Raw genomic sequence first — 25606 nt, 5'->3', positions numbered from 1 at the left:
TATTTTATTTATTGAAATTTGCAATTATTTTTTTTAATATAAAAATAGTTGTTAAATATTAACTTTTGGGAGGGGATAATGTTTTCCATAATTTTAGCTGGAGGAAGTGGTACAAGGCTTTGGCCATTATCAAGGAAGAAATTTCCAAAACAGTTTTTGAGTTTAACTGATGATGAAACCCTTTTGCAAAAAACCGCAAAAAGAAATCTTTATTATTCTGATAAAGAGGATATTGTAATTGTTACTAATAGAGATCATTCTTTTTTTGTTAAACAGCAGGTTCAGCCTATTCTTGGAGATGACCCTCATATCATCGATGAGCCTATTGGTAAAAATACGGCACCTGCTATTGCTCTGGGTATTAAATATATTCAGGAAAAACTTCATGGTAAATTAAATGATGCTGTATTTATATCACCTTCTGATCATATTATTAGCCCTGCATCAGAGTTTGCTGATTATGTAAAATTGGCTGAACAGTTTGCAAAAGATGGTTATATTGTAACTTTTGGAGTTGTTCCAACTAAACCTGAAACTGGATATGGATACATTGAAAAAAGTAATAAAAAGCTTTTTGATGAAGCTGGAAAAACTGTTTTTGAGGTAAAACAGTTCCACGAAAAACCAGATTTAAATACAGCTAAAAAATATTTAGAAAGTGGAAAATTCTTTTGGAATTCTGGTATCTTCATGTTTTCCATTGAAACTTTTATTGAAGAGATAGAAAAATATGAGCCTGAAATATACGAGCTATTTTCTAACAGTTTTGAAACGATGAAAAAAGAATTTCATAAAATGCCAGAAATTTCAATTGACTATGCCATAATGGAAAAATCTAAAAAAGTAGTGGTCATCCCTATAAACATTACCTGGTCAGATATTGGCTCATGGGATAGTGTATATGAGGTATTACCAAAAGATGAAAACAATAATGTTATAAAAGGGAATGTTGTATCTAAAAATAGTAAAAATAGTTTAATACTCGGTTCAAAAAGATTGCTTTGCACAGTTGGTGTTGATGACCTCATCATAGCTGATACTGATGATGCTATTTTAATTGCAAAAAAAGGTTATTCTCAGCAAGTAAAGGATATCGTTGAGCTTTTGAAAAAAGAGGAAAGAGAAGAAGCAGAAGTTCATAGAACGGTTTATAGACCATGGGGAAGTTTTACTGTATTAAATGAAGGGAAAAATTATAAAGTCAAAAAAATAGTTGTAAATCCAGGTCAAAAATTAAGTTTGCAGCTTCATTACCATAGGGCAGAGCACTGGATAGGTGTAAAGGGCACGGCTAAAGTTCAGATTGGTGAGGATATTTTATATCTCAGTGAAAATGAAAAGGTATACATACCAAAAGCTACAAAACACAGAATAGAGAATCCAGGTAAAATCCCTTTTGAGTTTATAGAGGTACAAGTAGGCGAATATGTGGGTGAAGATGATATAGTAAGATTTGAAGATATGTACGGTAGAGTAAAATGAAAAAGATTAAAAATATAGGTTTTGTTTCTACACGTATTGCAGGTACTGATGGAGTTTCATTAGAAATTGAAAAATGGGCGCATGTTTTAGAACGTAACAATTACAACTGTTTCTATTTTGCTGGTGAATGTGATAGAGACCCAAATGTATCTTTTATAGCACCTTTAGCACACTTTCAGCATCCAGAAATAAAAGAGTTAAACAGTAAGCTGTTTGGAACAAGGAAAAGAGACCATGAAACATCGCTTAAAGTTTCAGAATTGAAAGAATACTTAAAGATTAGATTGTATGATTTTGTAAATAAATACGATATTCATCTATTAATACCCGAAAATGCTTTAACTATACCTATGAATATCCCTTTAGGATTGGCATTAACTGAATTTATTGCAGAAACTTGCTTTCCAACAATTGCTCATCATCACGATTTTTATTGGGAAAGGGATAGGTTTCTTGTTAATGCAGCAAAAGACTATTTAGATAGAGGGTTTCCTCCTGATTTAAAATCGATAACACATGTAGTAATAAACAGCATAGCGTCAGAGCAACTAAGCCTTAGAAAAGGGATATCTAATTTTGTTATACCAAATGTTTACAATTTTGCAGAGCCTCCTAAACCTATAGACCCCAAAATTTGCTCTGAAATTCGTCAGATTGCTGGTTTAAGCGAAGATGACCTCTTTGTATTACAGCCAACAAGAATTGTTCCTAGAAAATGGATAGAAAGAGCTGTAGAAATTGTTTATATGATGAAACTAAAAAACTCTAAATTAATAATTTCTCATGCATCAGGGGATGAAGGTGATATCTATTATGAGAGAGTAAAAAACTATGCAAAGCTTTTAGGGGTAGAGATAGTTGGAATAGATGATTATATCGGAACTGAAAGGTGTAGGGAAGTTGGTGAGAAAAAATACACAATCGGTGATATTTATCAATGTGCTGATATCATAACCTACCCTTCAGGTTATGAAGGATTTGGAAATGCCTTTTTAGAAACAATTTATTTTAAAAAGCCAATAATTGTAAATAGATACTCTATTTTTATAACTGATATTGAGCCATTTGGGTTTGATGTTTTTAAATTTGATGGTTTTGTGACAGAAAAGATAGTTGATGAAGCTCTAAAAGTTATTTCTGATAAGCATCGATTAAATGAGATGGTTGAAAAAAACTATAATATTGCATTAAAACACTTCTCTTATGAAGTTTTAGAAAGAAAGCTGCTAAACATTATAAAAATAGTGGAGAGTGAGTGCATATAATGAAATATAATATTGCCATACTGCATTATTCAGCCCCTCCTGTAGTTGGTGGTGTTGAAGAAGTTATAAAACAGCAAGCTCTTCTTTTTAGGCGAAACTTACTAAATGTGAAAATTATTGCTGGTAAAGGTGCTCAGTTTGAAAATTATATTCCAGTAGTTATTAATCCATTGCTACTTTCAAACAATGATGAAGTAAATGATGCAATAAATTTATTACAACAAAAAAAAGATATATCAAGAATTAACAGTTTAAAAGAAAGAATAAAAGTTTTTCTAAAAAGTGAATTACAAAATTTTGATATCCTGATTGTACATAATATTTTAAACATGAGATACAACTTACCAGCTGCAATGGCGGTTCATGAAATTGCTGATGAAATGGATATAAAGGTTATAAATTGGGCACACGATTCATTATATTTTTATGAAGATTATGAAAAAATTTATGATACCCCACCTTTTGATATACTAAAAAAATATAACCCAAAAATAAATTATGTCACAATCACGGAGAGCAGACGGAAATTATTTGCAAAATTGATGAATGTAGATAAGGATAGAATATTTGTTGTTAAAAATGGTATTGATCCTATTACTTTTTTTAGATTGGATATAAACACAGTAAGAATTATTAATAATGAAGACTTATATAATCAAGATATTATTTTGGTTCAGCCATCCAGACTTCATCCAAGAAAAAATATTGAGCTAACTATAAAAGTTGTAAAAGCATTAGTTGATAAAGGGGTAAAAGCAAAAGCTCTAATTACAGGAGCTTTTGATCCTCATGAAAAAAATACTGTAAATTATTTTAACAAACTAAACACTTTAATAGATGAGTTAAATATAAGAGAACATGCTATTCTATTAGCAAGATATACTCTTCCATCAGGTGAAGTTATAGAAAGTGATAGAGTCAAAATAAGGGATTTGTATCATATCGCTGATATGCTCTTTTTGCCAAGTATTCAAGAAGGGTTTGGTATCCCTTTATTAGAGGCTGGGATGCTTAAAATACCAATAGTTTGTTCAGATATTCCACCTTTTAGAGAAATCGCAAATAATTATGCCACTTTTTTTAAGTTAGATGAAGATGTAAACTCTATTGCTGACAAGTTAATAAAAGTTTCAGAAAGCACAAAAACAACAAGGTTTTTTAGGAAAACTTTAAGGGATTATAGCTGGGACAATATTTTCAAAAAAACAATTTTACCTTTATTTAATAAAATTTATGAACACTGATTTTTTTGATAGATATGATAAAAAAAGTTTTTTAGCAATCACCCCTTCTGGCAATGCTTTTCTTGCTGAAGACAATCATTTTCAAAGAAAAGTTATTCTAAAGGAAATTCCAAAGTCTGATGCAAATATAAAAAAAAGATTTGAAAACATTGTAAAAACAGCGGGACAAATAATACATCCATCCGTATTGACAATTATGGATTTTGCTGAGGATGAAAACAATTATTACCTTATACAAGAATATATAGATTTGGAGCATGATTCTTTTAGTTTAAACAAAATAGCTTCACTAGATATAAGCCAAAAGGCAGAAATTATCTTAGATATCATTGATGCATTACAATTTGCATACGAAAGTAATATGATACACAAAAACTTGTATTTAGATTCTATTTATTTGACAAAGAATCAAAAAGTGAAAATCGACAATTTTGGTATTGATAGAGTTGTGACAAAAAATAATCTAATATCTGAGTTAGGATTTAGCACTTCTCCGCCACCATTTATCCCACCAGAAAAAATTGCAGGGAAGCATTCCACATATAAATCAGATATATTTCAGTTAGGATGTATAATTTTTACTCTATTTACAACAATTTATCCATTTGGAGAAAAGATTTCTGATAATGCTTTGTTAAATATAAAGAAGTTAAATTATCCTCATTTGAGCCTTTTTTCCAATGTGCCTGACAATATAAAAGAAGCAATTAAGCAGTGCTTAAAGCTCGATCCAAATCAAAGGATAAATGATTATCAGCAGCTTATTGATTTAATAAAAGATTTTAATAAAAAACAGATAACTGTATCAGAAGAACCATTTACTATAATTGAGCTTGATAAAAAACTTTATTTAGTTGTTAACGATCCTAACATTTCTAAAGAAAAAATATTAGAAGCGCTTATTGATGAAGGTTATTTAGTAGATGAAAATAAAGTAGAAGAAGCTATAAAATTCTCAAAAGGGAATGCTTATTTAATATCAGAAAGAGTAGAAAAGTTTGATTTATCAAAATTTAAAGATATCACACTTACAGTATCTCAAGATAGATTGGAAGCATACCTTTCTTTACCAAAATACCATAACCTGACTAAAAACGATATTATATTTTTTTTAAAAAAGAATCATATCAATTATGGGATTAATGAGGAAAATATAGATAAAATATTAAAAAATCCATCACTAAATATTCCTGTGTCGGTTGGTAAAAAACCAATTAATGGTACAGATGCTTTTATAATATACTTTTTTGAAAAAGATAATATTTATAAACCAAAAATCTTAGATAATGATAGAGTTGATTTCAAAGAGATAAATTTTATTCAACCTGTCAAAAAGAATGATGTGCTGTGTGTTAAAATCCCTTACACAGAAGGGATTGATGGTATAGATGTATATGGAAGACCAATAAAAGCAAAACCAGGAAAAGATTTTAAACTCCCAGTTGGTAAAAATACTTATGTAAGTTCTGATGGTTTAAAACTTATTTCCACCGTAGATGGGCAAATTACATACAACGGCAATCAAGTAAATGTGATAGAAGTTATAATTATTAATAGCAATGTGGATTATTCTGTCGGAAATATAAATTATCATGGGGATGTTATTATAAATGGGGATGTCTTGAGTGGTTTTGACATTAATGCTGGCGGAGATATCAAAATAAGAGGTATCGTGGAAGGGTGTAAAATAATCTCTGAAAATGGCTCTATAGTTATAAATGGAGGTGTTTTTGGAAAGGATAAAGCAGTTATTAAAGCTTTGAAAAAAATAACTGCGGAGTTTATTCAAGATGCTGAAGTTTTTTGTGAGCAGGATATAGAAGTGTTAGATTATGTAAGAAATAGTAAAGTAGTGTGCAACGGCTATTTCAAATGTATAAGAAAAACTGGGACTGTACACACTTGTAGTATTACAGCCTCAGATTTTATAGAAGTAAATATTGCAGGCACAATCCCCTATACTAAAACCCAATTAAAAATTATCCCATTAAACAAAACATTAATCAAACAAAAATTAAATAGCAACAAAGAGGCTCAAAATAAAATCAATAATTCACTTTCTTATGTAAAGGAAATTATCAAAAAAATAATTTTAAAATATGGAAATATAGAAGATGCTGTTATGGATAAAGAATATCAACTAAATATCGAAAGGTTAAAGCAACTGGAACAAAAACTAAAGCATATTTTAGTAAAAGAAAAAGTATTAAATAGTCTTTATGAAAGAAGTGTCAAACATAACCCATTTATAAAAATAAATAAAACATTATATTCTGATGTCATACTAAAAATAGGTAACTACTCTTATACAAGTCATAAAGATTATTTTAATCAAATTTTAGTAAAAATAGAAGAAGGGGATATACAACTAATTGGAGGTGACTTGTGAAAAATATCGTAGTAAGATTAGAGGAAAATAAAATTGATGTAGCAAAACTCTATAATGAGTTTTATACATCAGTAAGTGATAGTACAGGTACTATTTTAATCCATCATGGAAAAGCTAAATATCCTGGGAAATATAAACCTAATTATACTAAAATTAAATTGACTATTATTGATGATGAAGCTTTAAATAAAATCAATGAATATGCTCATAAAATTTTTGATAGATTTGATTTGAATAAGCTTTTTGTAGTCCATCAAGTGGGAGTAATAGAAAAAAATGATACAATACTCTTTTTAGCTGCAGAAGCTAAAGATAGAAGCTCCGCATTTGATGCAATAAGGGACATTTTAGAGTTTATCAAAGCTGAAACATTGATAAAATTGGAAGAACTATAAATTTACTTATACCTGCACTCATAAAGATATTTTCTTGGCTGCAGCATAATAATAATTGATTAAGAACCTCAGATTGCTTCGCTGACGCTCGCAATGACAGCATTTTAGGGTCATTGCGAGGAGCGACAGCGACGAAGCAATCTCATAATTATTAGTCTATTGTGAAATAACATTCATTCTTTCAATTACTGAAATATCTTACGTATAAAAAAGATGAAATTTTGTATAGTATATATCCAGAAATCCAACCTGTAATCATGTCTACACCATAATGGTATCCACAATATACTGTTGCTAATGCAAGTGAAGGTACCAAAATCAGCATAATTTTGTAAAAATACCCACCTACCCTTTTTAAGTTTAATAAACAAACAAGAGCAATACCCACATGCGAAGAAGGGAATGCACCTCCATCTATTTCTTGTGTAAGATAAATATAATCTACAATTTTCTTAAAAAGATAACCTTCTCTAGCATAGATATCAGCAAAAGTCCTACCACCTACAGCAGGAAAAAATATAAATATCAAATAGTAAATATAAAATGAAAAGCACAGAGTAAACATATAATGCAAAACATTATCTTTCTTCCTCTTATAAATATAAACGAATGTTAACGGCACCATTAGATAATAAAAAGCATAAGAAAAATGAAAATATTCAGAAATTATTCTTTGAGGGATTAATTCATAAAACCAATAAATGGGTGATTTGCCAAAAAGTTTTGTATCCCAATAAAGAAGTAATTTATCAAAATAACCATCATAAAAAAGCTGATTAAGTCTTCCTGTCTCCTGATATATAAAAGTAAAAAACAAAATAGGGTAAAAATAGTGAATTAAAGTAATCAATTTATTTTTATTTCTGTCATATTTAGCTATCAAAAAAATAAAAGCTACGCCTAAAAGATGCGTAAAAATGTGCATATAAGCAAAACTTAAACTATTATAATGTGTTAAAACAATAAAAATAATTATTATAACATAAAAAAGTGTCAAAAAATCATGTGGTAGAAAGTTATAACCATTTGTTTTCTTTATACCATTCATAGGTTTCCCTTAGTGCATCGCTTATTGGTGTCTCAACTGGCTCAATAAATTTCTTCAATTTTTCATTGGAGCAAACCCAATCTCCAGCAACAATCTCTCTAACTTTATCTACTGAAAAAATATCAGGTTTTCTTAAAACCTTACTTTTTAGCTCATTTAGCCAAGCAACTGTAAAAGCAATTTGCTTGGGTATTTTTATAAAAGTAACCTTTTTGCTCATAATCTCTGCAATATGTTTAATAAATCCCTTTTGAGAGATGGGATTAGTTGCAGAAACAAAGAATATTTCGCCACTTTTTGTATTACAATTAAGAAGTTTTAAAATATTTTCCACCAAGTCTCTGACATATACATAGCTAAATAAACTGTTATTTATCAAAGGGATTATGCCACTTTTAACCATTTTGAAGGTTTTGTGAAAATCGGTATCAAAAGGTCCAAATACAGCTGGTGGTCTTATAATTAAAACATCTATTTCGTTTTTATATTGCAAAACTTTTTTTTCTGCCAATAGTTTACTTTTGCCATAAATACTTACAGGATTTGATTTATCATATTCACTTTTTGCATTTGACCCTGCTGCAGCCTGCGAAGAAATCAAAACAAACTTTTTAACTTTATTTTTAACAGCCATTTCAATAAGATTTGCTGTAGCATCAACATTTATTTTGAAATAATCATCTTTGTTAATAGTCTTTGTACAACCTGCAAAATGCACTACAGTTTCTATATCATCTGGAAAAATCAGTGATTTATCTTTTGAAAAATCAAAAGATATAAAATGCTTAAAACCTATATTCCTTCTTCCCAAAGCTATAAAACTATCATCTGATAACAGAGAAACAAAATGTCTACCAATAAACCCAGAAGCACCTGTAACAAGTAAAATTTTATCCCCCAATTAAATATTTAATGTCATCAAATCCCTTGCTTTGAATATCTTAAAATTATAATCTTTTGCATCTATATAAAACTTGTCTGTTTCTGGGTAAAAATGTGAAAAAAGCAGCGTAGAGATATTACTATTAACAGCAATCTCTAACACTTCATCATAAAACATATGCCCTTCAAAATCTTCGCCCTTTAGTTTTCCACATTCTGCAATCAACAAATCAGCATTGTTTACTATTTCTATCAATTCTTCAAAATACTCAGTATCTGAAGTGTACACCAACTTTTTATCATTAAAATTTAAAACAATTCCCACAGATTCATCGGTATGCTTTGTTTTAAAAAGTTTGTAACTAAAAATACCAAAATCTCTTTCTTCATCCTCAATAATATGAATCTCAATATCAGGTTCTATCCATTTTCCTAAGATATTTTTAAAAGATTCAATATATTCTTTTAACCCCTTAAATCCAAAAATTGTAACCGGTTTATCAGAATAAACCCTCTTATTTTTCCTTGCAAAAAGAAAATGTATTAAACCCATAAAATGATCTGGATGTTTATGAGATACAAAGATATAATCTATTTCATCAGCCATAACACCTTTTTGTTCTAACCTTTCAAGCAAATAAAAACCACAATCCAAAACTATTTTTTTATCATCAATTTCCAACAGATATGATGCGGATCCCCTACCCTCATATTGCACAACACTTCCTGATCCTAAAACTGTTAATTTTGCCATAAATCATCACCGTTTTAAATTTTATATGGAAACTACAGCCACTGTATGATATTATTAATTATAATGGATTTTGCAACAAGAAAGTGATGATGGAGGTAAAGATGATAGGATACATTATCTTAGGTTTAATAATACTAATTATCTTAGGTCTCATTTATTACTACAACAAATTTATAAAACTTAAAAACCAGGTTGACGAGTCTTGGAGCGGAATTGATGTCCAATTAAAAAGAAGATACGATTTAATACCAAATTTAGTAGAAACTGTTAAAGGTTATGCAAAGCATGAAAAAGAAACCTTGGAAAATGTAATAAAAGCAAGAAATATGGCCATGAATGCAACAAATATAGAAGAAAAAGCACAAGCAGAAAATATGCTGACAGGCGCATTAAAAACAATTTTCGCACTAGCAGAAAATTATCCTGATTTAAAGGCAAACGAAAACTTTTTAAACCTTCAAAACACTTTGAACGAAATTGAAGATAACATTCAAAATGCCAGAAGATACTACAATGCTGTAGTCAGAGATTACAACATCTTATGCGAATCTTTCCCATCTGTGATTATTGCAAACATGTTTAATTTTAAAAAGCGTGAATTCTTTGAAATCGAAGAAAAAGAAAGAGAAAATGTAAAAGTAAGTTTTTCTTAAAAAGGGTTAAAGATGAAAATAATTATAAATCTTTTTACAATACTACTTTTTGCTTTTACTGCCATAGCTCATGCTGAATATTTTTATATCAAAAAATACGATGTGGATATCACAGTTAATGAAAACTCTGTTTTGGATATAAAAGAAGAGATTTTAGTGCATTTCTACTCACCCAGACATGGTATTTTCAGGAAAATACCATATAAATACAAAGTGGAAAACAAAGCTGACGATTTATCAAGACCGTTTATTTATGGCAAAAATTACAAGCTCTACATTTATGATATAAAAACACCTGGATTTAAAAATAAAATTTACAAAAAAGGGAACTATCTTTATATCCGTATTGGTGATAAAAACAGATATGTAAATGGTGATATTAGATATACAATCAGCTATAAGGTTTATGGAGCGATTAACTTCTTTGATGATCATTCAGAGTTTTACTACAATGTTATCGGTTTTGAATGGCCTGTAAAAATTGAAAAAGCCACTTTTAATATAAATTTCCCTCCAAACTTCAAGCCGGATGAATCTGAATATTTTATATTTAGCGGAAAAAGATTTTCTAAAATAAATAATACAAAGTTTTCTGTATCAGAAGGGAATATCTCAGGTGAAACCATTTCACCCCTACCTGCTGGTTATGGAATAACAGTAGGGATTAAATTTCCTAAGGGGTTAATAAATAGAGGTTCCTTTTTTACAAAATTAAAGTTTATTATTTATAACAATTACATCTATGTATTACCTGTTGTAATTTTTATTATATTCTTTTTACTCTGGAATAAATTTGGAAAAGATACAAAAATGATTAAGATAGTTCAATATAAACTGCCTGATGATATTACACCAGCTGAGGCTGGAGTTTTGATAGATGACAAAGTGGATAATAGAGATTTGATTTCACTAATTTTCTACTGGGCTGCAAAAGGTATTTTAGAGATAGAAGAGGTTGAAGGGGACGGCTTAATTTTCAAAAAGAAAGATTATGTGTTAAACAGATTAAAAGACTTACCTGAGACAGCAAAAAGTTTTGAAAAGGTAATATTCAATGGTTTATTCCCTGGGAGCACAAAAAGTGTTAAAATAAGTACGCTTAAAGATAATTTTTATACATATATGAATGAAGCTAGAGAAAAGCTTGATTCTGAATTAACGCTACAAGATTACTACGATAGCACTTCGAAAACATTAACTGCAATTTCATATGTAGTAGCTATTTCACTCTTTATCATAGGAGTTATCAGCGGAATATTTTTTGGAAGATTAGATTATCCAATATCTTTTATTTTATCATCAATTATCGTATTTATTTTTGCTAGAATAATGCCTAAAAAAACAACTAAAGGTAGCAAAGTTTATCAGCTAGTAGAGGGGTTTAAAGAGTTTATAGAAAGAGTGGAAAAACCAAAACTAAAAGCTTTGTTAAAAGAAGATCCAAACTATTTTGATAAAATACTCCCTTTTGCTATAGCGCTCGGTATAGAAGAAAAAGTAGCAGAAAAATTTAAAGATTTAATTACTGAGCCACCAAGCTGGTATCGTGGTAGTAGCTATCATACTTTTAATACAATATATTTTGTAAACAGTATTGATAACTCCATAAAATCTATAAATGCTGCTTTTACCTCTGCGCCTCAATCAAGCAGTAGCGGTAGTGGATTTTCAGGTGGCGGTGGCTTTGGTGGAGGCGGTTTTGGTGGAGGTGGAGGCGGTAGCTGGTGAAACTTGCTCTGTTTTTAGATAATTTCATAGGCTACAGGCTATTAGAGATTTTAAGCAATAGTGGATTAAAAGATTTAAGAGTTTTTACATATCATCCAAATACTAAAAGAACAAATCAAGTCTATGATTTTTCAAAATTTGCTAGAGATTTTAGTATAACATATTTAGATGGAAACAAATATTCATTTGTAAAAAATAAAATAAAAAACATTGATGTGGCTTTATGTATTGATTGGACAAAAGATTTTTTCATCAATGAAAATACAAGCTTTAAGATTTTATATGCACACCCTTCCCTTTTGCCCTATTATAGAGGGTATGGTGCAATATCTGAGCAATTTTTTAGAGGTGTTGTAAAAAGCGGTTTAACAATTTATGAGCCAATAGATAAAGTTGATGCTGGGCCTATTCTATTTCAAGATGTTATAAAGATAGAATTTGATGATTATCCAGTTGATTTTATTGAAAAATATATAGAAAAGGTTGAAATTTTTATTGATAACTTATTGAATAACAAAGTAAATTTCAATAATTCAATACCTCAAAATGATGAGTTAGGCTTTTATCTTGTTAGAAAGAGAAAAAAAGATGCAATTATAGATTTTAATAAATCGGCTTATGCAGTCTATAATCATATTAGAGCATATTCCTACCCATTTTTCGGAGCATTTGCTATAAGCAAAAATGAAAAAGTAACAATATGGAAAGCTCATATTGAAAAATGGGATGGGGATTATGGCTATCCAGGAACAGTTATAAAAAAAACTAAAAACGGTATTGAAGTAGCATGTGGCAGTGGAACAATAATTGTTTCAAAAATAGAGTTAAACAGTAAATTATATAATTTTGAAGAAATCCCTCTAGAAGAAAATACCATATTAAACCATCTTTAAAGCTATTTCTCTTAATGCGTGTAAGTAGTACAATTAAAAGTACAAATTGAGGGTATTGCACAGAAATAGACGCTAAATATACTAGATTGCTTCGCTAACGCTCGCAATGACAGCAATTTTGGGTCATTGCGAGGCAATGTAAGTTGCTGAATCAATCTCTTTCAAAATGGTATTGACATATTAAACATTGTTTGATATTTCTTAACCAAGAAGGTTAAATATATTTTAACATATAGTGGAGGATTTTATGTTAAGGATAATTTTATCAGTTTTTCTGACAGTTTTTATCAGTATTACTGCTTTTGCCGAAATAAAAATCGGTGCTTTACTGGCAATCTCTGGCCCAGCATCACACATAGGCAAACCAGCAGAAGTCATTTTGAAAGAATTAGTAAAACAGCATAATCAAACTCATAAAGAAAAAATAAGGTTAATCATATATGATACCAAAAGTCAGCCAAAAATGGCTATTCAATATGCAAAAAAGCTTATTAAGAAAAATAGAGTTGATGTAATCATTGGACCAAATACAACAGGCAGTGCCTTAGCAATAATACCTGTAGTTCAAAAAGCAAAAGTTGTAACTATGACATTGGTAGGCGGCACATCGGTTGTAGAACCAGTAAAAAAATATGTGTTTAAATCGCCACAAAAAACCTCTACTGCGATAAAAAAAATAAAGGATTATCTCTTAAATAACAAAATAACAAAAATTGGTGTAATAGCTGATTCTGGCGGTTTTGGTCAAGATGGCATAAAATCGTTAAAAAAACTGTCAAACGGACTAGAAATAGTGGGTATTGAAAAATTTAATAAATCTGATGCAAATATGACATCTCAATTGTCAAAACTTTTAAATAAAAAACCACAGGCAATTCTTGCATGGACTGTTGGCTCAGCTGGAGCAAAAATAGCAAAAAATTTGAGGCATTTAAATCAAAATATTTTATTAATACAGTCTCACGGACTCGCAGATTATTATTATATCAAACTTGCTGGAACTTCTGCTGAGGGCTCCATTTTGCCAGCAACAAAATTTATAGTTGCAGATCAACTACCAGATAGCGATCCTCAAAAACTATTATTAATTGAATTTAATCAAAAGTTTGGCAAACTTATTAAAGATTCTTCAGTGCATGCGGTATATGCCTACGATGCTTTTATGTTAATTATGAAAGGCTTTGAAATCTCAAAAGCTAAAAATATACCATTGGTAGATGCTCTAGAGCAAATAAAAAACTTTATAAGTGTAACAGGCGTTTATAATTTATCCAAACAAGATCATTGTGGACTTGATGAAGATTCTATGGTAATAATAAAAGTGGAGAATGGGAAATTTAAATTAGTAGAGAGGTAAAAATGGAAAGATTTAACGCTTTAGTAATTTATGAAAAAGATGATGGCACATTTGAAAGAAAAATAGAAGAAAGACAGATATCAGATTTGCCTGACAATGATGTATTGATTAGAGTATATTACTCTTCATTAAACTACAAAGATGCATTATCAGCCACAGGAAACAAAGGTGTGACAAGAAATTACCCTCATACTCCAGGTATTGATGCTGCTGGAGTTGTTGTAAAATCAAAAACAAACGATTTTAAAGAGGGGGATGAAGTAATTGTTATTGGCTATGATTTAGGGATGAACACTCCAGGTGGTTTTGGTGAATATATCTCTGTGCCAGCTAACTGGGTTGTTAAAAAACCAGAAAGTCTAACACTTAAGCAGGCAATGATTTATGGCACAGCTGGTTTTACAGCTGCAATGTCTGTTGATAAATTACAAAAATTTGGTCTTAAAGATGGTGGCAAAGTGTTAGTTACTGGAGCTACAGGTGGTGTGGGTTCTATAGCTATAGCAATACTTGCAAAAGAGGGTTATCAGGTGATAGCTGCAACAGGAAAAATAGACCAAACAGAGTTTTTAAAGTCCCTTGGTGCAAGTGAGATTGTAAATAGAAATGATATTATCGATGAAAAAAAAGCTCTTTTAAGAGAAACATGGGATGGTGTGGTTGATACTGTTGGTGGCTCTATTTTGGCTTCAGCTATAAAAGCTTTAAAATATGGCTGTTCAGCTACAACATGTGGCCTTGCTCAATCCCCAAAGCTTGATATTACAGTTTTCCCATTTATACTCCGTGGAGTAAACCTTTTAGGGATTGACTCTGTCGAATGCGATATCGAGTTTAAAAAATATATATGGAATAAGATAGCTAACGATTGGAATATAGATTTTCATGATGATTTTTATGAAGAGGTAAGTTTAGAGCAATTAAACGAAAAAATTGACCTTATTTTACAAGGTAAAATCAAAGGAAGAGTTGTTTTAAAACATAGTGCACCTTAATAAAAGGTGTCCCAAAACTTTTCCTAGCATAGTAAAATAATCATTAGATTACTTTGCTGACGCTCGCAAAGTCGGCAAAACAGTCATCGCGAGGAAGCGCAAGCTGACGAAGCGATCTCAAATAAAACGTTTGAAGCAGGAGATTGCTTTATTTCGTTCGTAATGACAAATTTTTCTGTCTTTGCTATGCCACAAAAATTGTAGAAGCAATCAAAAAATGAGCATTTATTACTGGGAACACCTACAACATATATTTATCTACTGGTTATTTTCAGCTAACAGCTCTTCAATCAATTTTGTTAGCTCGTCAAATTTAAAAGGCTTCTTCAAAAATGGTAAACCTATATCACTTAACATAAAACCAGAAATAACAATTACTTTATCACAATAAGTTTTTATTTTTTCTACAAACTCTTCTGATTTTACCCCTGGTAGAGAATAATCTGTTATTACCACATCATATTTATTTTTATTTAATAAATCTAACGCTTCAACAGGTTTTGTAATAACATCCACATCCATCCCAACTTGTTTTAAATAAAGTGAAATTGACTCAACAATAAACTTTTCATCATCAATAAGTAATATCTTAATATCTTTAAACTTTTGATTTCTCTCATTATCTATAGCGTTATATTCATCTTTATTATCTTCTTCCCCTACTGCATATGGTAATAACACATAAAAAGTAGTGCCTTCCCCCTTTTTCGACTCAAAAGTTATGTATCCACCATTATTTTTTACTAAACCATAAACCTGTGCTAGCCCTAATCCATTGCCATGCTCTTTTGTGGTAAAATATGGGTCATAAATCTTCCCTTTTACATCATCAGGGATTCCACAACCGTTATCTGAAACAGAAATTAATATATATTCTCCATTTTTTACCAGACCAATTAAATCTTTGAAATTTTTATCAACAATTTTTATTCTGGAAATCTGAATATCAATTTTACCTTCATTATCACCAATTGCATCTTTGGCATTTACACACAGATTCATCATTATCCTATCCAGATGGACAGGGTCCATTTCAACAACAAATTTATCTTTATTATCATATTTCAAATTTATAGTAATATTCTTTGGAAAAGTTTCTTTTAGCATTTTGATATATTCTTTTAAGTACGGTATTAAGTCGAATTTTTGTACATCCCCTTCCGATTTCCTAGCAAAATCTAGAAGCTGTCTAATAATATTTGCTGCTCTATCTACAAGATTCTCTATATTTGTGAGCAATTTAATCTTGTTTTTATCAGATTCCATAGATTTTACAGCATATGTCATTCCGCTGATACCTGTTAAAATATTGTTAAAATCGTGTGCTATACCAGCTGTAAGCTGTCCAATAGAAGCAAGTCTATCCATTCTTGAAAATTCTCTTTCATATTTTACAATATCAGTGATATCAATAAGCAGTATTATCTTAAATAGGTTTTCTTCGATATTAATTTCTCTTAAAAACACCTTATAATGTTTATCTTTATACTCAAACTTATCTTTTGATTTTTTTAGTATGATATTTAAATCTTCTTCTGTAAAACTCTTTTTAAAGATTTCATTTGATAAAACAATATTATCATCTTCATCCAATACAATTACAGCTGAATTGAGATTATCAAGAATCTCTTTTATAAAAAGGTAATTTAATCTGATTTCTTCAATGAGTTTATTGTTTTCTTCTATAGCATCTCTCAATCTTTTCTTTTTGTTAATATACTCATAAACGATTTCTATAATTTTTAAAACAACTTTAATTCTTTCTATAAAAAGTTCCTGCAAATCACCTTTAAACATAACTAAAAAATAACCGAGATAAAACCTAAAAATATAATACTTCTCATCACAATAAAAGTTGTTAACAAAACAGCTATCAGAATTTAAAAGCTCTTTTAAATCACTTATTTCTGATTCATAAACTTTATCTAAATAAAATTTATAACCATCTTTCCCATAAGGTGAAACTAAAACAAATTTATTTGTTTTAAATACCTTTTTTAAAACATCAAATAAACTTTCGTCACTTATATATTCCCATCCCATTAATTCATCTAATAACTCTAAAACTCCTTCAGCATAATAAGTAATCTCTCTTTTCTCTACATAAAAACCTATATTTTTAGTAATATCTTTTAAGTATGTTTCAAAATAAATTTTATCTTTATCATGTTTGTAAAAATTAATTGCATAAGCCCATACAGTTTCACCTTTTATCTTAAATTTATAAAACACTTCACTTTTATCATTTTTCTTTGCAATATCTATTATTTGTTCATAAGTGTCTTCAAAATTTTCAGCTAAAACTTCCCTGAAAAAGTTATCCTTAAATAACATATCTCTAGAATCAATATATTGTAATATTTTATCAGACACATCAGAAAGAAATATTTTTTCATTTTTAATAAAACCTTTTACATAGATAAATCCCAAGCTAGTTAAAACTTCTTTGACTTTTTCATTACTATACATCAAATCACCCTCCCAAACATTCATAAACAACGACTTGCATCAATTACAAAACTTTTCATATTGTTTGTAAAATTATGAGATTGCTTCGGCAACTTATGTTGCCTCGCAATGATTGGGAAATTTGTCATTGCGAGCATTAGCGAAGCAATCTCAAAATACTATTATTTTATTATACAACCTTTTATTTTTGCAATCCTAACCAACAAAATATGTTTTTTCAATATTTAATTATATCAACTTATAAATATCTATATATTTACAAGATAAAATGATGACTTTTTTATTTTAACAAAATTGCTATTCATCTGCAATTTGTAAAAATCGCCATCGATTTGACACTCATCAACACCTATTAACTTGATAATATCAGAATAAATTTGTTCACCAGCAAAACCGTTATATAAAGAAATTAATAGAATATTTTTTAAAAGATTTAATTTCTTATCATTTTTCAAATAAAAAATATTCAATTTACCTTTTTTAAATTTTTTAGATAGATTGAAACTGCCAGCATATTTATTACTTACTGCAACAATTAAGTGATAAGCTTCGTATCTTTTCCCATTTGTAAAAAACTCAAACGGATGAAATTCTTTTTTTAAAAATGTCTTCAACCCAGAATACACATAGGCAAATTTGCTAAACCTTTTTTTCAAATTCAAATCCACATTCTTTACACTTAAAGCATCAAATCCAAAACCCACCATTAAAGAGAAATATCTACCTCCAATTAAACCAAGAGGTATATGATGAAAATTTGTAATATCAATCTGTTCAGCTGCTTTTATCGGATTTATTGGTATTTTATATTCTCTACAAAAAACATTACTAGTGCCAAAAGGCAATTTATACAGTAAAATCCCCTTATCTTTATCAATCCTGTTTTCGATACCATTTATCACCTCATTTAAAAGACCATCCCCTCCTGCAGGGATAACAATATCATAATCTTCATCTTTAGCTATTTTCTCTGCATGGCCAGCATACTCTGTATAAACAACTTCAATTTTTCTAAATTTTCTGTTTAAAATATCAAGGCATTTATTAAATTTATTTTTGTCAAAACTTCCACTAACTGGATTTGCCAAGACAATAGTTTTCAATCTTTTCTCCTTTTTAAAAATGGGATTATCATTGGTACCTCTTTTTTATATCTTAAATATTCTTCCCCAAATTTTCTTGTTAATTTTCGTTCTTCATTAATTGCACCTAAAATAAAATAAATTGTAAAAATAATATTTACTACCAGATCTTTATAATATAAAGGCCTAAGCCATAACAACATTATTCCAGCAAAATAATAAGGATGTCTAACATATTTTAAAGCTCCGCTCTTTATAAACTTTTCTTCTGGTTTCACCTCTTTAACTCCATATTTAAAAAAATACCTTATCTGCTCTATACCCAAAAAAAAGTTGTTATCATAAGATTTTGAAGCATAATAACCAAAAAATAAAACAAGAATATCTATTAAATAGAGTAATATTTTTAAAAATAGTGGTGGATTAAAAACGTAATAATCAGGGAGTCTTAGATAAATTATCCATGCAGGTATTAATAAGACAGTAGATAATAAAACATAAAAAAATCTATACCACCACCTGTAATAATACCTTTTCATCAAAACATCATCAGCCAAAACTGAATGTAATACAGAGTAAAAAATCAAATATATACTCAAACTAATCATTTGCTAAACAAAGTCTTTTTCAGATATGCCTAAAAAATCAACTATAACATTTATATATTTTGACATATCAAAACTGTTTTCATTAACAAAAGCTGTAATATGCTTTTCTAAAACATCAGCATCTAACTCTTGGGCATATTTTTTTATAAAAGGGTAAATATGTTCCCTTTTTCTTTCAGAATAGTTGATAGATTTTCTAATTATCTTATTGATATTGTTAGCTATATTTAAAAGTTCCTTTTTAATCACAATAGCACCCAATGGTACAGGAGCATTGTATTTTTTATCCCACTCCTCACCTAAATCTGATAGTAAATTTAATCCATAATTTTTATAAACAAATCTCCCTTCATGGATAAGCAAACCAGCATCCACATTATCATCTAAAATCGCAGGAATTATCTTATCAAATCGAAGTTGAATAAAATCGAAATTATCCCCATAAAATCTCTTAAAAATATTAAAAGCTGTCGTATTAAAGCCAGGTACAGCTATTTTTTTTCCATATAATTCATTTATATGATTATATTTTTTCGATACAACAACTGGGCCAAAACCAAAACTTAGAGCTCCACCACTTTTTAATACAGAATATTTATCGATTATTTTTGGCAAAACACCGTAAGATACTTTGACAATATCAGGTAACCCTTCAATAGCAAGGTTATTTAAAACTTCCACATCATCAAGTAAAGTTTTAAAATTATAAGGATGTTCAATAAAATTTAAAATCATGGGGGAGAAAATAAATGTATCATTTGGACAGGTTGAAATGGCAAGTATTAAATCTTTTTTCATCCTCCACCCACTGGAGAAAAAAATGTTACTGTATCGTTATCATTGACCTCTGTTTCTAAACTTGCATCTTTCCCATTTACAAGAATTATTTTGATATCATTAAGTGGAATATTATAAAAATCCACAATATCTTTAACTCTCACACTCTTACCCTGATTATCAAAAAATGTCTCAAATTTACCATCTTTTGAAATATATTTAGTCAAATCAGCAAACGCCTTTACCTTTATCATCAGCTCAACTCACTAATTTCCGGGCACTGATGTAGGTATCTTGCCAAAAAGATATTTTAAATCTTCATCGAGGAACATAATACCGCCACCTATAAAACCACTTTTTGTATCGTCGTTTAGAAAATCATCATAACCCACATTTAAAAATAGGTTTTTTGTCAGATTATATTGAAGTTTTGCCTTTAAATGAGGTTTTCTGTCAGTATCACTGTCAGAAAAGTCATAAGCATCCATACTCAATTGCAATTTTTCATCTTTAAAAGGAAAATAGTCCGCACCAACTCCAAATTCTGATTCCATAATACCAATCCTTAAATCAAGCTGATCATAAAAACGCTGTACATATTGAGCTATAAAAGTCAAAGAGTCTTTTGTCCTAGATGTTTTCACTTCTCTATAACTTGTACCAGAGCCTGTACCACCATCAATATAATAAGGCACATTTCCAGAGTAGTTATAATCTGTAACTGTCGTTGTGGATTTACCCTGATCGCTTGTGGCCAAACCTAATAAATAATATTTATTTTTTCTCGGCTGGATTTTAAGTTTGAAATACCCTTTTGATTCACCAGTATCCCACATCTTTTCACCACTAAAAGAAAGATAAAACTTAAATCTATCATATGTAGTAACAAGATTTTTTAAACCTTTAATAGTGTCTTTTACATCTTTAGCAGTTTCATTGTCATTAATCAGAGTCCCAACTGTCCCCTTACCCTTATTAATCTTGTCAGTAATATCGTTTAGATTATCAACTGTTTTTTCTAACTTTGCTGTAACAACTTTTATATTTGAAATCGTCTCTCTTAAATCACCTTTAGAATTACCCACAAGATCATCTATATTGGTAGTTATGTTGTTAATCTTTTTAGCAATTTGCGGAGTTTGATTTTTTAATGTTTCAGAAACCTCTTTTAAGTTTGTAATCAACTGATTAACATTCTCTTGATTTGCTTCAGTAACATTTTTTATAGAAGCTGTAATGGCCTCAATATTTTTCACAATCTGGTTTATCCTTTTTTGATTTTCTTCTAACATCTGTCTGATATACTCTGTTGAATATCTAATATTTTGTAGAGTCATTTTCATATCAGCTTTACCGTTATCTGATGCAATAACCTCTTTTAAAGAGGCAGTTATAGCTTTTATGTCATCTGCAATCTCAGAAAACTTGTTTTGGAGCTCATCAAAATCAGCACTTGATTTATAATTTTTTATTTCACTTCCTGTGGTAAGATAACCTTCTGTTTCTTTACCTACAGTTTGAAGTTCTAAATACTTTTCACCAAGAAAACCACTCGATCTTACAATAGCAGCAACATTTGAAGGGAGCTTATATTGTTTATCAATCAATAAAACTACTTCTACATGGTTTTCTTTTAATCTTATATCTTTAACTTTACCAACTTCAACCCCTCTATATTTCACATAAGAATCTTTCACTAATCCACTAGCGTCATTTAAGTAGGCTATGATCTCATACCCATCACTTTTTCCAAGCTTCAAATCTTCTACTTTTGTCGTCATATAACCAAGTAATAACAAGCCAATCACAACAAATATTCCTACTTTTGCCTCAAGAGTAAAACGCATCTATATCCCCCATTTAACCTATTTTTATAGGACCATCTTTAGAGCCACTTAAAAATTGCCTCACATAAGGATTATCTGTTTTTTTAAACTCTTCTGGTGTTCCATACATTACAATTTTACCATCATAAATCATTGCAATATAATCAGCAATTTTAAAAGTGGACTCAATATCATGTGAAATTACTATCGATGTTATATTTAACTTTTTCTGAGTTTCATATATAAGGTTATCCACCACATCAGTCATAATAGGATCAAGACCTGTGGTGGGCTCATCATAAAGTATTATCTCTGGCTCAAGGGCAATCGCTCTAGCAAGCCCTACCCTTTTTCTCATCCCACCAGATAATTCTGAAGGCATTTTATATTCCACATTTGTAAGACCAACAAGTCGTAATTTTTCTAAAACAATTTTTCTTATCTCTTTCTCTCTTAATTTAGTGTGTTCTCTAAGTGGAAATGCAACATTTTCATAAACATTCATAGAATCAAAAAGAGCTGCATTTTGAAAAAGCATCCCAAATTTTTTCCTAATATTTAATAATTCTTTTTTGTTTAGTGTTGATAAATCTTCTCCTAAAACTATTACTTTCCCCTTGTCAGGTTTTAACAACCCCATTATCTGTTTTAAAAGCACACTCTTACCTGTCCCTGATGGGCCAATTATGTATGTTATGGCATTTTTTACAATCTTAAGATTGATTCCCTTATGAACTTTATATTCACCAAAGCTCTTGTGTAGGTCTATCACTTCAATAGCAATTTCCATCACCACCTCAAAACATAAATGCTGTCAGAATATAGTCAAAAACTAAAATTAATACTGAGGATAATACAACAGATTCTGTTGTTGATTTACCGACCCCTTCTGCTCCACCACTGGTATAAAAACCTTTATAACAACCAACAAGTGTCAGAATAAGACCAAAAACAGTTGCTTTAATTATACCATTGTAAATATCGTCAAAATCAACATATCGATACATATATTCAAGATATAGTGTTTTATTGATACCCAAAATCTCAACACCCACAAAATATCCACCAACAACTCCACAAAAAACAGCAATAATATTTAAAATTGGCATAACAATCACACCAGCAAGCATCCTAGGAACTACTAAATATTGCACTGGCTCAACAGCCAAAGCATAAAGAGCATCAATCTGCTCAGTAACCCTCATAGTTCCAATTTCTGCTGCAATTGCAGAACCAGCCCTGGCGGCAACCATAATGGAGCTTAAAACAGGTCCAAGCTCTCTTGCCATACCTAAGCCAACTACAGTCCCCACCATATATTCAGCACCAAAACGGTGAAAACCTATATAACTTTGGAAAGCAAAAACCATCCCTGTAAAAGTCCCTGTTAATATTATAACAGAAAGTGAATTAACCCCAATAAACTCCATCTGCTTAAAAAGCAAACGAACACGATAAGGGGGGATAAAAGCCCATCTAAAAAAGTCTATAAAAAAAAGAAAAATTCTGCCAGATCCATAAATGAAATTTAAAATAGGTGCACCAATAATTTCAAAGAATTTAAGCATTTATATAAACCCTCGGAATTCTATCAGAAATAGCACAAACTATTTCATAACTTATTGTATTACACATTTTAGCTATCTGCTCAGCATCAATATGTTTACCCAAAACTTCTACTTCACAATCTAAATCTGATTCATTTAGATGAGTTATATCTATCATAGTCATATCCATACACACTGTCCCCACCACATTGCAGGGCTTACCGTTTACAAACATCACACCTTTATTACTTAAAGCTCTAAAATACCCATCAGCATAGCCAATCGGTATCACACCAATTTTCATATCTTTTGAAGCAGTAAATGTTTGATTATAACTTATCTTCTCACCCTTTTTTAATCTTTTTATATGAATAAGTTTCGAATAAATGCTCATTACAGGTTTTAAACCAAATCTGTTTTCTGGATAAACATAGCCATAACTCATAATACCAGGCCTTGTATAAGTATATTTATTTGAATAAAAACATATTGCTGATGAATTGAATACTGAAGTTTCTGCCTTGACATTATATCTCTTTAGGTATTCATCAAACCTGTTAATCTGCCATTTTGTATAATCCAAATCGGTATCAGAAGAGGATAAATGTGTCATCATCAATACAATATTTAGGTTTGAATAACTCTCAACTAACTCATTAAAATCAGTATTTAAACCAAACCCTAATCTATTCATCCCCGTATCAATCTTTAAAACAACATCTAAAACCACATTATTCCCTTTTGCAAATTTGTCTAATTTAGCCATAATACTTTTATCAAAAACAGTTGGTGTTATTTTATGATGTAACAATTCTTCGAAATGATGTTCATCGATATATCCAAGAGTGATTATTCTTGCATCAGTGGGTAAAACGTTTCTTAAATTAACCCCTTCTTCTATGGTAGCCACACCAAAATCTTTTACATCACATTGTTCATAAGCAAATTTTGATAATTTTATAGCCCCGTGTCCATAAGCATCTGCTTTAACAATGGCAATAATTTTTGACTTAGAAAGTGATTTAGCAACTTCAATATTGTGTTTATAGTTTGCAAGATTTATCTCAGCATATGTTGGTCGTAGAGTTTTAATCTTCGTCAGCATTTTTAGTAATACCAGCCTCCATGAGCAAGTAAGTTTTTATAAAATCATCTATATCACCATCCATCACCGCATCCACATTACCTGTTTCATACCTCGTTCTTAAATCTTTTACCATTTTATAGGGGTGCATTACATAAGATCTAATCTGATTGCCCCAACCAATCTCTGTTTTGCTGCTTTCAAGTTTCTCTTTCTCTTTATTCCTTTTTTCCATCTCATACTCATAAAGCCTCGCTTTTAAAATTTTCATAGCATGCGCTTTGTTTTTGTGCTGGCTTCTTTCATTTTGACATGACACAACAATCCCTGTAGGTAAATGAGTTATCCTCACCGCAGAATCTGTAGTATTAACATGCTGGCCACCTGCACCACTTGCTCTGAATGTCTCAATTTTAAGATCGGACTCATTTATTTCAATATCAATTTCATCATCAATCTCAGGCAACACAAAAACAGAAGCAAAAGATGTATGTCTCCTGTTATTAGAATCAAAAGGGGATATCCTCACAAGACGGTGAACCCCAGATTCACCTTTTAAATATCCGTAACTATACTCACCGATAACATTAAATGTTATCGATTTTATCCCAGCTTCATCCCCTGGTAACATATCAAGAATTTCATATTTATATTTTTTTCTCTCAACCCATCTCGTATACATTCTAAAAAGCATTGAAACCCAGTCACAAGCTTCAGTCCCACCAGCTCCAGCATGGATTGTAACTATTGCATTATTTATATCGTGTTCCCCATTTAAAATAAGTTTTAATTCAAAATCACTAACTCTCTTTTTTAATTCATTTAAATTTGAAATTATATCTTCTTTAACCTCTTCAGACCCCTCTTTAAAAAGTTCTATTAAAACATCGATATCTTCTCTAATAGTTAAAAGCTCTTCCCATTCTGATAAGAATTTTTTTAAAGATGCCTGTTCTTTTAAAAGTTGTTTAGATTCTTTTTTATTCCAGAAGTCAGGATCTTCCATTGACATTTTATCAATAGCTTCAATCTTTTTATTTATTTCATCTTCTTTTACCACCTGCTTAAATGATTCTATACTTTTGTCTATTTCTTCTAAGCTCTCATTTAACTCTTCAATTATCATAT

The 25606-nt window shown here is 30.0% G+C and carries 23 protein-coding genes; 10 read left to right on the top strand and 13 right to left on the bottom strand.

What is annotated here, in order from left to right; all coding sequences use genetic code 11:
• Positions 1-78 precede the first annotated feature (78 nt).
• Genes DEFDS_RS05720 through DEFDS_RS05700 form a run of 5 tightly spaced genes read left to right on the top strand, consistent with a single transcriptional unit; the run spans position 79 to position 6775 of the window.
• Positions 79-1482, top strand: coding sequence for a mannose-1-phosphate guanylyltransferase/mannose-6-phosphate isomerase (locus DEFDS_RS05720; protein WP_013007855.1), 1404 nt, complete (start codon positions 79-81; stop codon positions 1480-1482).
• Positions 1479-2747, top strand: a complete 1269-nt coding sequence (locus DEFDS_RS05715; protein ID WP_013007854.1) for a glycosyltransferase family 4 protein — start codon at positions 1479-1481, stop codon at positions 2745-2747. The genes DEFDS_RS05720 and DEFDS_RS05715 overlap by 4 nt, the downstream gene beginning before the upstream one ends.
• Entirely contained in the window at positions 2747-3991 is a 1245-nt protein-coding gene (locus tag DEFDS_RS05710; RefSeq protein WP_041223646.1) for a glycosyltransferase family 4 protein, read from the top strand. The genes DEFDS_RS05715 and DEFDS_RS05710 overlap by 1 nt, the downstream gene beginning before the upstream one ends.
• The gene (locus DEFDS_RS05705; RefSeq protein ID WP_013007852.1) at positions 3981-6380 is read left to right on the top strand and encodes a FapA family protein; all 2400 of its coding nucleotides are present in this window, start codon (positions 3981-3983) and stop codon (positions 6378-6380) included. Before DEFDS_RS05710 ends, DEFDS_RS05705 begins: the two co-directional genes overlap by 11 nt.
• Complete coding sequence (locus DEFDS_RS05700; protein ID WP_013007851.1) at positions 6377-6775, top strand: molybdenum cofactor biosynthesis protein MoaE; 399 nt, start codon at positions 6377-6379, stop codon at positions 6773-6775. The genes DEFDS_RS05705 and DEFDS_RS05700 overlap by 4 nt, the downstream gene beginning before the upstream one ends.
• A gap of 181 nt (positions 6776-6956) precedes the next feature.
• Here DEFDS_RS05700 and DEFDS_RS05695 read toward each other — a convergent pair whose 3' ends face one another.
• The 3 genes from DEFDS_RS05695 to DEFDS_RS05685 are packed head-to-tail and all read right to left on the bottom strand — an operon-like array spanning position 6957 to position 9459.
• Complete coding sequence (locus tag DEFDS_RS05695; RefSeq protein WP_013007850.1) at positions 6957-7823, bottom strand: phosphatase PAP2 family protein; 867 nt, start codon at positions 7821-7823, stop codon at positions 6957-6959.
• The gene (locus tag DEFDS_RS12625; RefSeq protein ID WP_013007849.1) at positions 7792-8724 is read right to left on the bottom strand and encodes an NAD-dependent epimerase/dehydratase family protein; all 933 of its coding nucleotides are present in this window, start codon (positions 8722-8724) and stop codon (positions 7792-7794) included. Before DEFDS_RS12625 ends, DEFDS_RS05695 begins: the two co-directional genes overlap by 32 nt.
• A complete protein-coding gene (locus DEFDS_RS05685) occupies positions 8725-9459 on the bottom strand; it encodes a ribonuclease Z (RefSeq protein WP_013007848.1) in 735 nt (244 codons plus the stop codon).
• Between the two features lie 101 nt (positions 9460-9560).
• Between DEFDS_RS05685 and DEFDS_RS05680 the strand changes: the two genes are divergently transcribed.
• The 5 genes from DEFDS_RS05680 (at position 9561) to DEFDS_RS05660 (ending at position 15085) form a co-directional block, all read left to right on the top strand.
• On the top strand, positions 9561-10112 hold the full coding sequence (locus tag DEFDS_RS05680; protein WP_013007847.1) for a LemA family protein: 552 nt from the start codon (positions 9561-9563) through the stop codon (positions 10110-10112).
• Between the two features lie 12 nt (positions 10113-10124).
• Complete coding sequence (locus tag DEFDS_RS05675) at positions 10125-11840, top strand: DUF2207 domain-containing protein (protein ID WP_013007846.1); 1716 nt, start codon at positions 10125-10127, stop codon at positions 11838-11840.
• Complete coding sequence (locus DEFDS_RS05670) at positions 11837-12733, top strand: formyltransferase family protein (protein ID WP_013007845.1); 897 nt, start codon at positions 11837-11839, stop codon at positions 12731-12733. Before DEFDS_RS05675 ends, DEFDS_RS05670 begins: the two co-directional genes overlap by 4 nt.
• 247 nt (positions 12734-12980) lie before the next feature.
• Complete coding sequence (locus DEFDS_RS05665) at positions 12981-14090, top strand: ABC transporter substrate-binding protein (protein ID WP_013007844.1); 1110 nt, start codon at positions 12981-12983, stop codon at positions 14088-14090.
• A gap of 2 nt (positions 14091-14092) precedes the next feature.
• Complete coding sequence (locus tag DEFDS_RS05660) at positions 14093-15085, top strand: YhdH/YhfP family quinone oxidoreductase (protein ID WP_013007843.1); 993 nt, start codon at positions 14093-14095, stop codon at positions 15083-15085.
• A gap of 258 nt (positions 15086-15343) precedes the next feature.
• Here DEFDS_RS05660 and DEFDS_RS05655 read toward each other — a convergent pair whose 3' ends face one another.
• The 10 genes from DEFDS_RS05655 to prfB all read right to left on the bottom strand — a co-directional run bounded on the left by DEFDS_RS05655 (position 15344) and on the right by prfB (position 25604).
• A complete protein-coding gene (locus DEFDS_RS05655; protein ID WP_041223645.1) occupies positions 15344-17554 on the bottom strand; it encodes an ATP-binding protein in 2211 nt (736 codons plus the stop codon).
• A 248-nt stretch (positions 17555-17802) separates the two neighbouring features.
• On the bottom strand, positions 17803-18657 hold the full coding sequence (locus tag DEFDS_RS05650; RefSeq protein WP_013007841.1) for a diacylglycerol/lipid kinase family protein: 855 nt from the start codon (positions 18655-18657) through the stop codon (positions 17803-17805).
• Positions 18654-19223, bottom strand: coding sequence for a methyltransferase family protein (locus DEFDS_RS05645; protein ID WP_231841036.1), 570 nt, complete (start codon positions 19221-19223; stop codon positions 18654-18656). Before DEFDS_RS05645 ends, DEFDS_RS05650 begins: the two co-directional genes overlap by 4 nt.
• A gap of 24 nt (positions 19224-19247) precedes the next feature.
• Positions 19248-20042: a 1,4-dihydroxy-6-naphthoate synthase gene (locus DEFDS_RS05640; RefSeq protein WP_013007839.1), complete on the bottom strand. Its 795-nt coding sequence runs from the start codon at positions 20040-20042 to the stop codon at positions 19248-19250.
• Entirely contained in the window at positions 20039-20275 is a 237-nt protein-coding gene (locus DEFDS_RS05635; RefSeq protein ID WP_013007838.1) for a MoaD/ThiS family protein, read from the bottom strand. The genes DEFDS_RS05640 and DEFDS_RS05635 overlap by 4 nt, the downstream gene beginning before the upstream one ends.
• A gap of 12 nt (positions 20276-20287) precedes the next feature.
• A complete protein-coding gene (locus DEFDS_RS05630) occupies positions 20288-21868 on the bottom strand; it encodes an MlaD family protein (RefSeq protein WP_013007837.1) in 1581 nt (526 codons plus the stop codon).
• Positions 21869-21881: 13 nt separating this feature from the next.
• Positions 21882-22637: an ABC transporter ATP-binding protein gene (locus tag DEFDS_RS05625; RefSeq protein WP_013007836.1), complete on the bottom strand. Its 756-nt coding sequence runs from the start codon at positions 22635-22637 to the stop codon at positions 21882-21884.
• A 7-nt stretch (positions 22638-22644) separates the two neighbouring features.
• Positions 22645-23415, bottom strand: a complete 771-nt coding sequence (locus DEFDS_RS05620) for an MlaE family ABC transporter permease (RefSeq protein ID WP_013007835.1) — start codon at positions 23413-23415, stop codon at positions 22645-22647.
• On the bottom strand, positions 23408-24499 hold the full coding sequence (alr, locus tag DEFDS_RS05615) for an alanine racemase (RefSeq protein ID WP_013007834.1): 1092 nt from the start codon (positions 24497-24499) through the stop codon (positions 23408-23410). Before alr ends, DEFDS_RS05620 begins: the two co-directional genes overlap by 8 nt.
• Positions 24483-25604, bottom strand: coding sequence for a peptide chain release factor 2 (gene prfB / locus DEFDS_RS05610; protein WP_041223643.1), 1122 nt, complete (start codon positions 25602-25604; stop codon positions 24483-24485). Before prfB ends, alr begins: the two co-directional genes overlap by 17 nt.
• Between the last annotated feature and the right edge of the window lie 2 nt (positions 25605-25606).

It is taken from the genome of Deferribacter desulfuricans SSM1 (assembly GCF_000010985.1).
Taxonomy (GTDB): domain Bacteria; phylum Chrysiogenota; class Deferribacteres; order Deferribacterales; family Deferribacteraceae; genus Deferribacter; species Deferribacter desulfuricans.
This window is presented reverse-complemented; position numbering and strand designations above follow the sequence as displayed.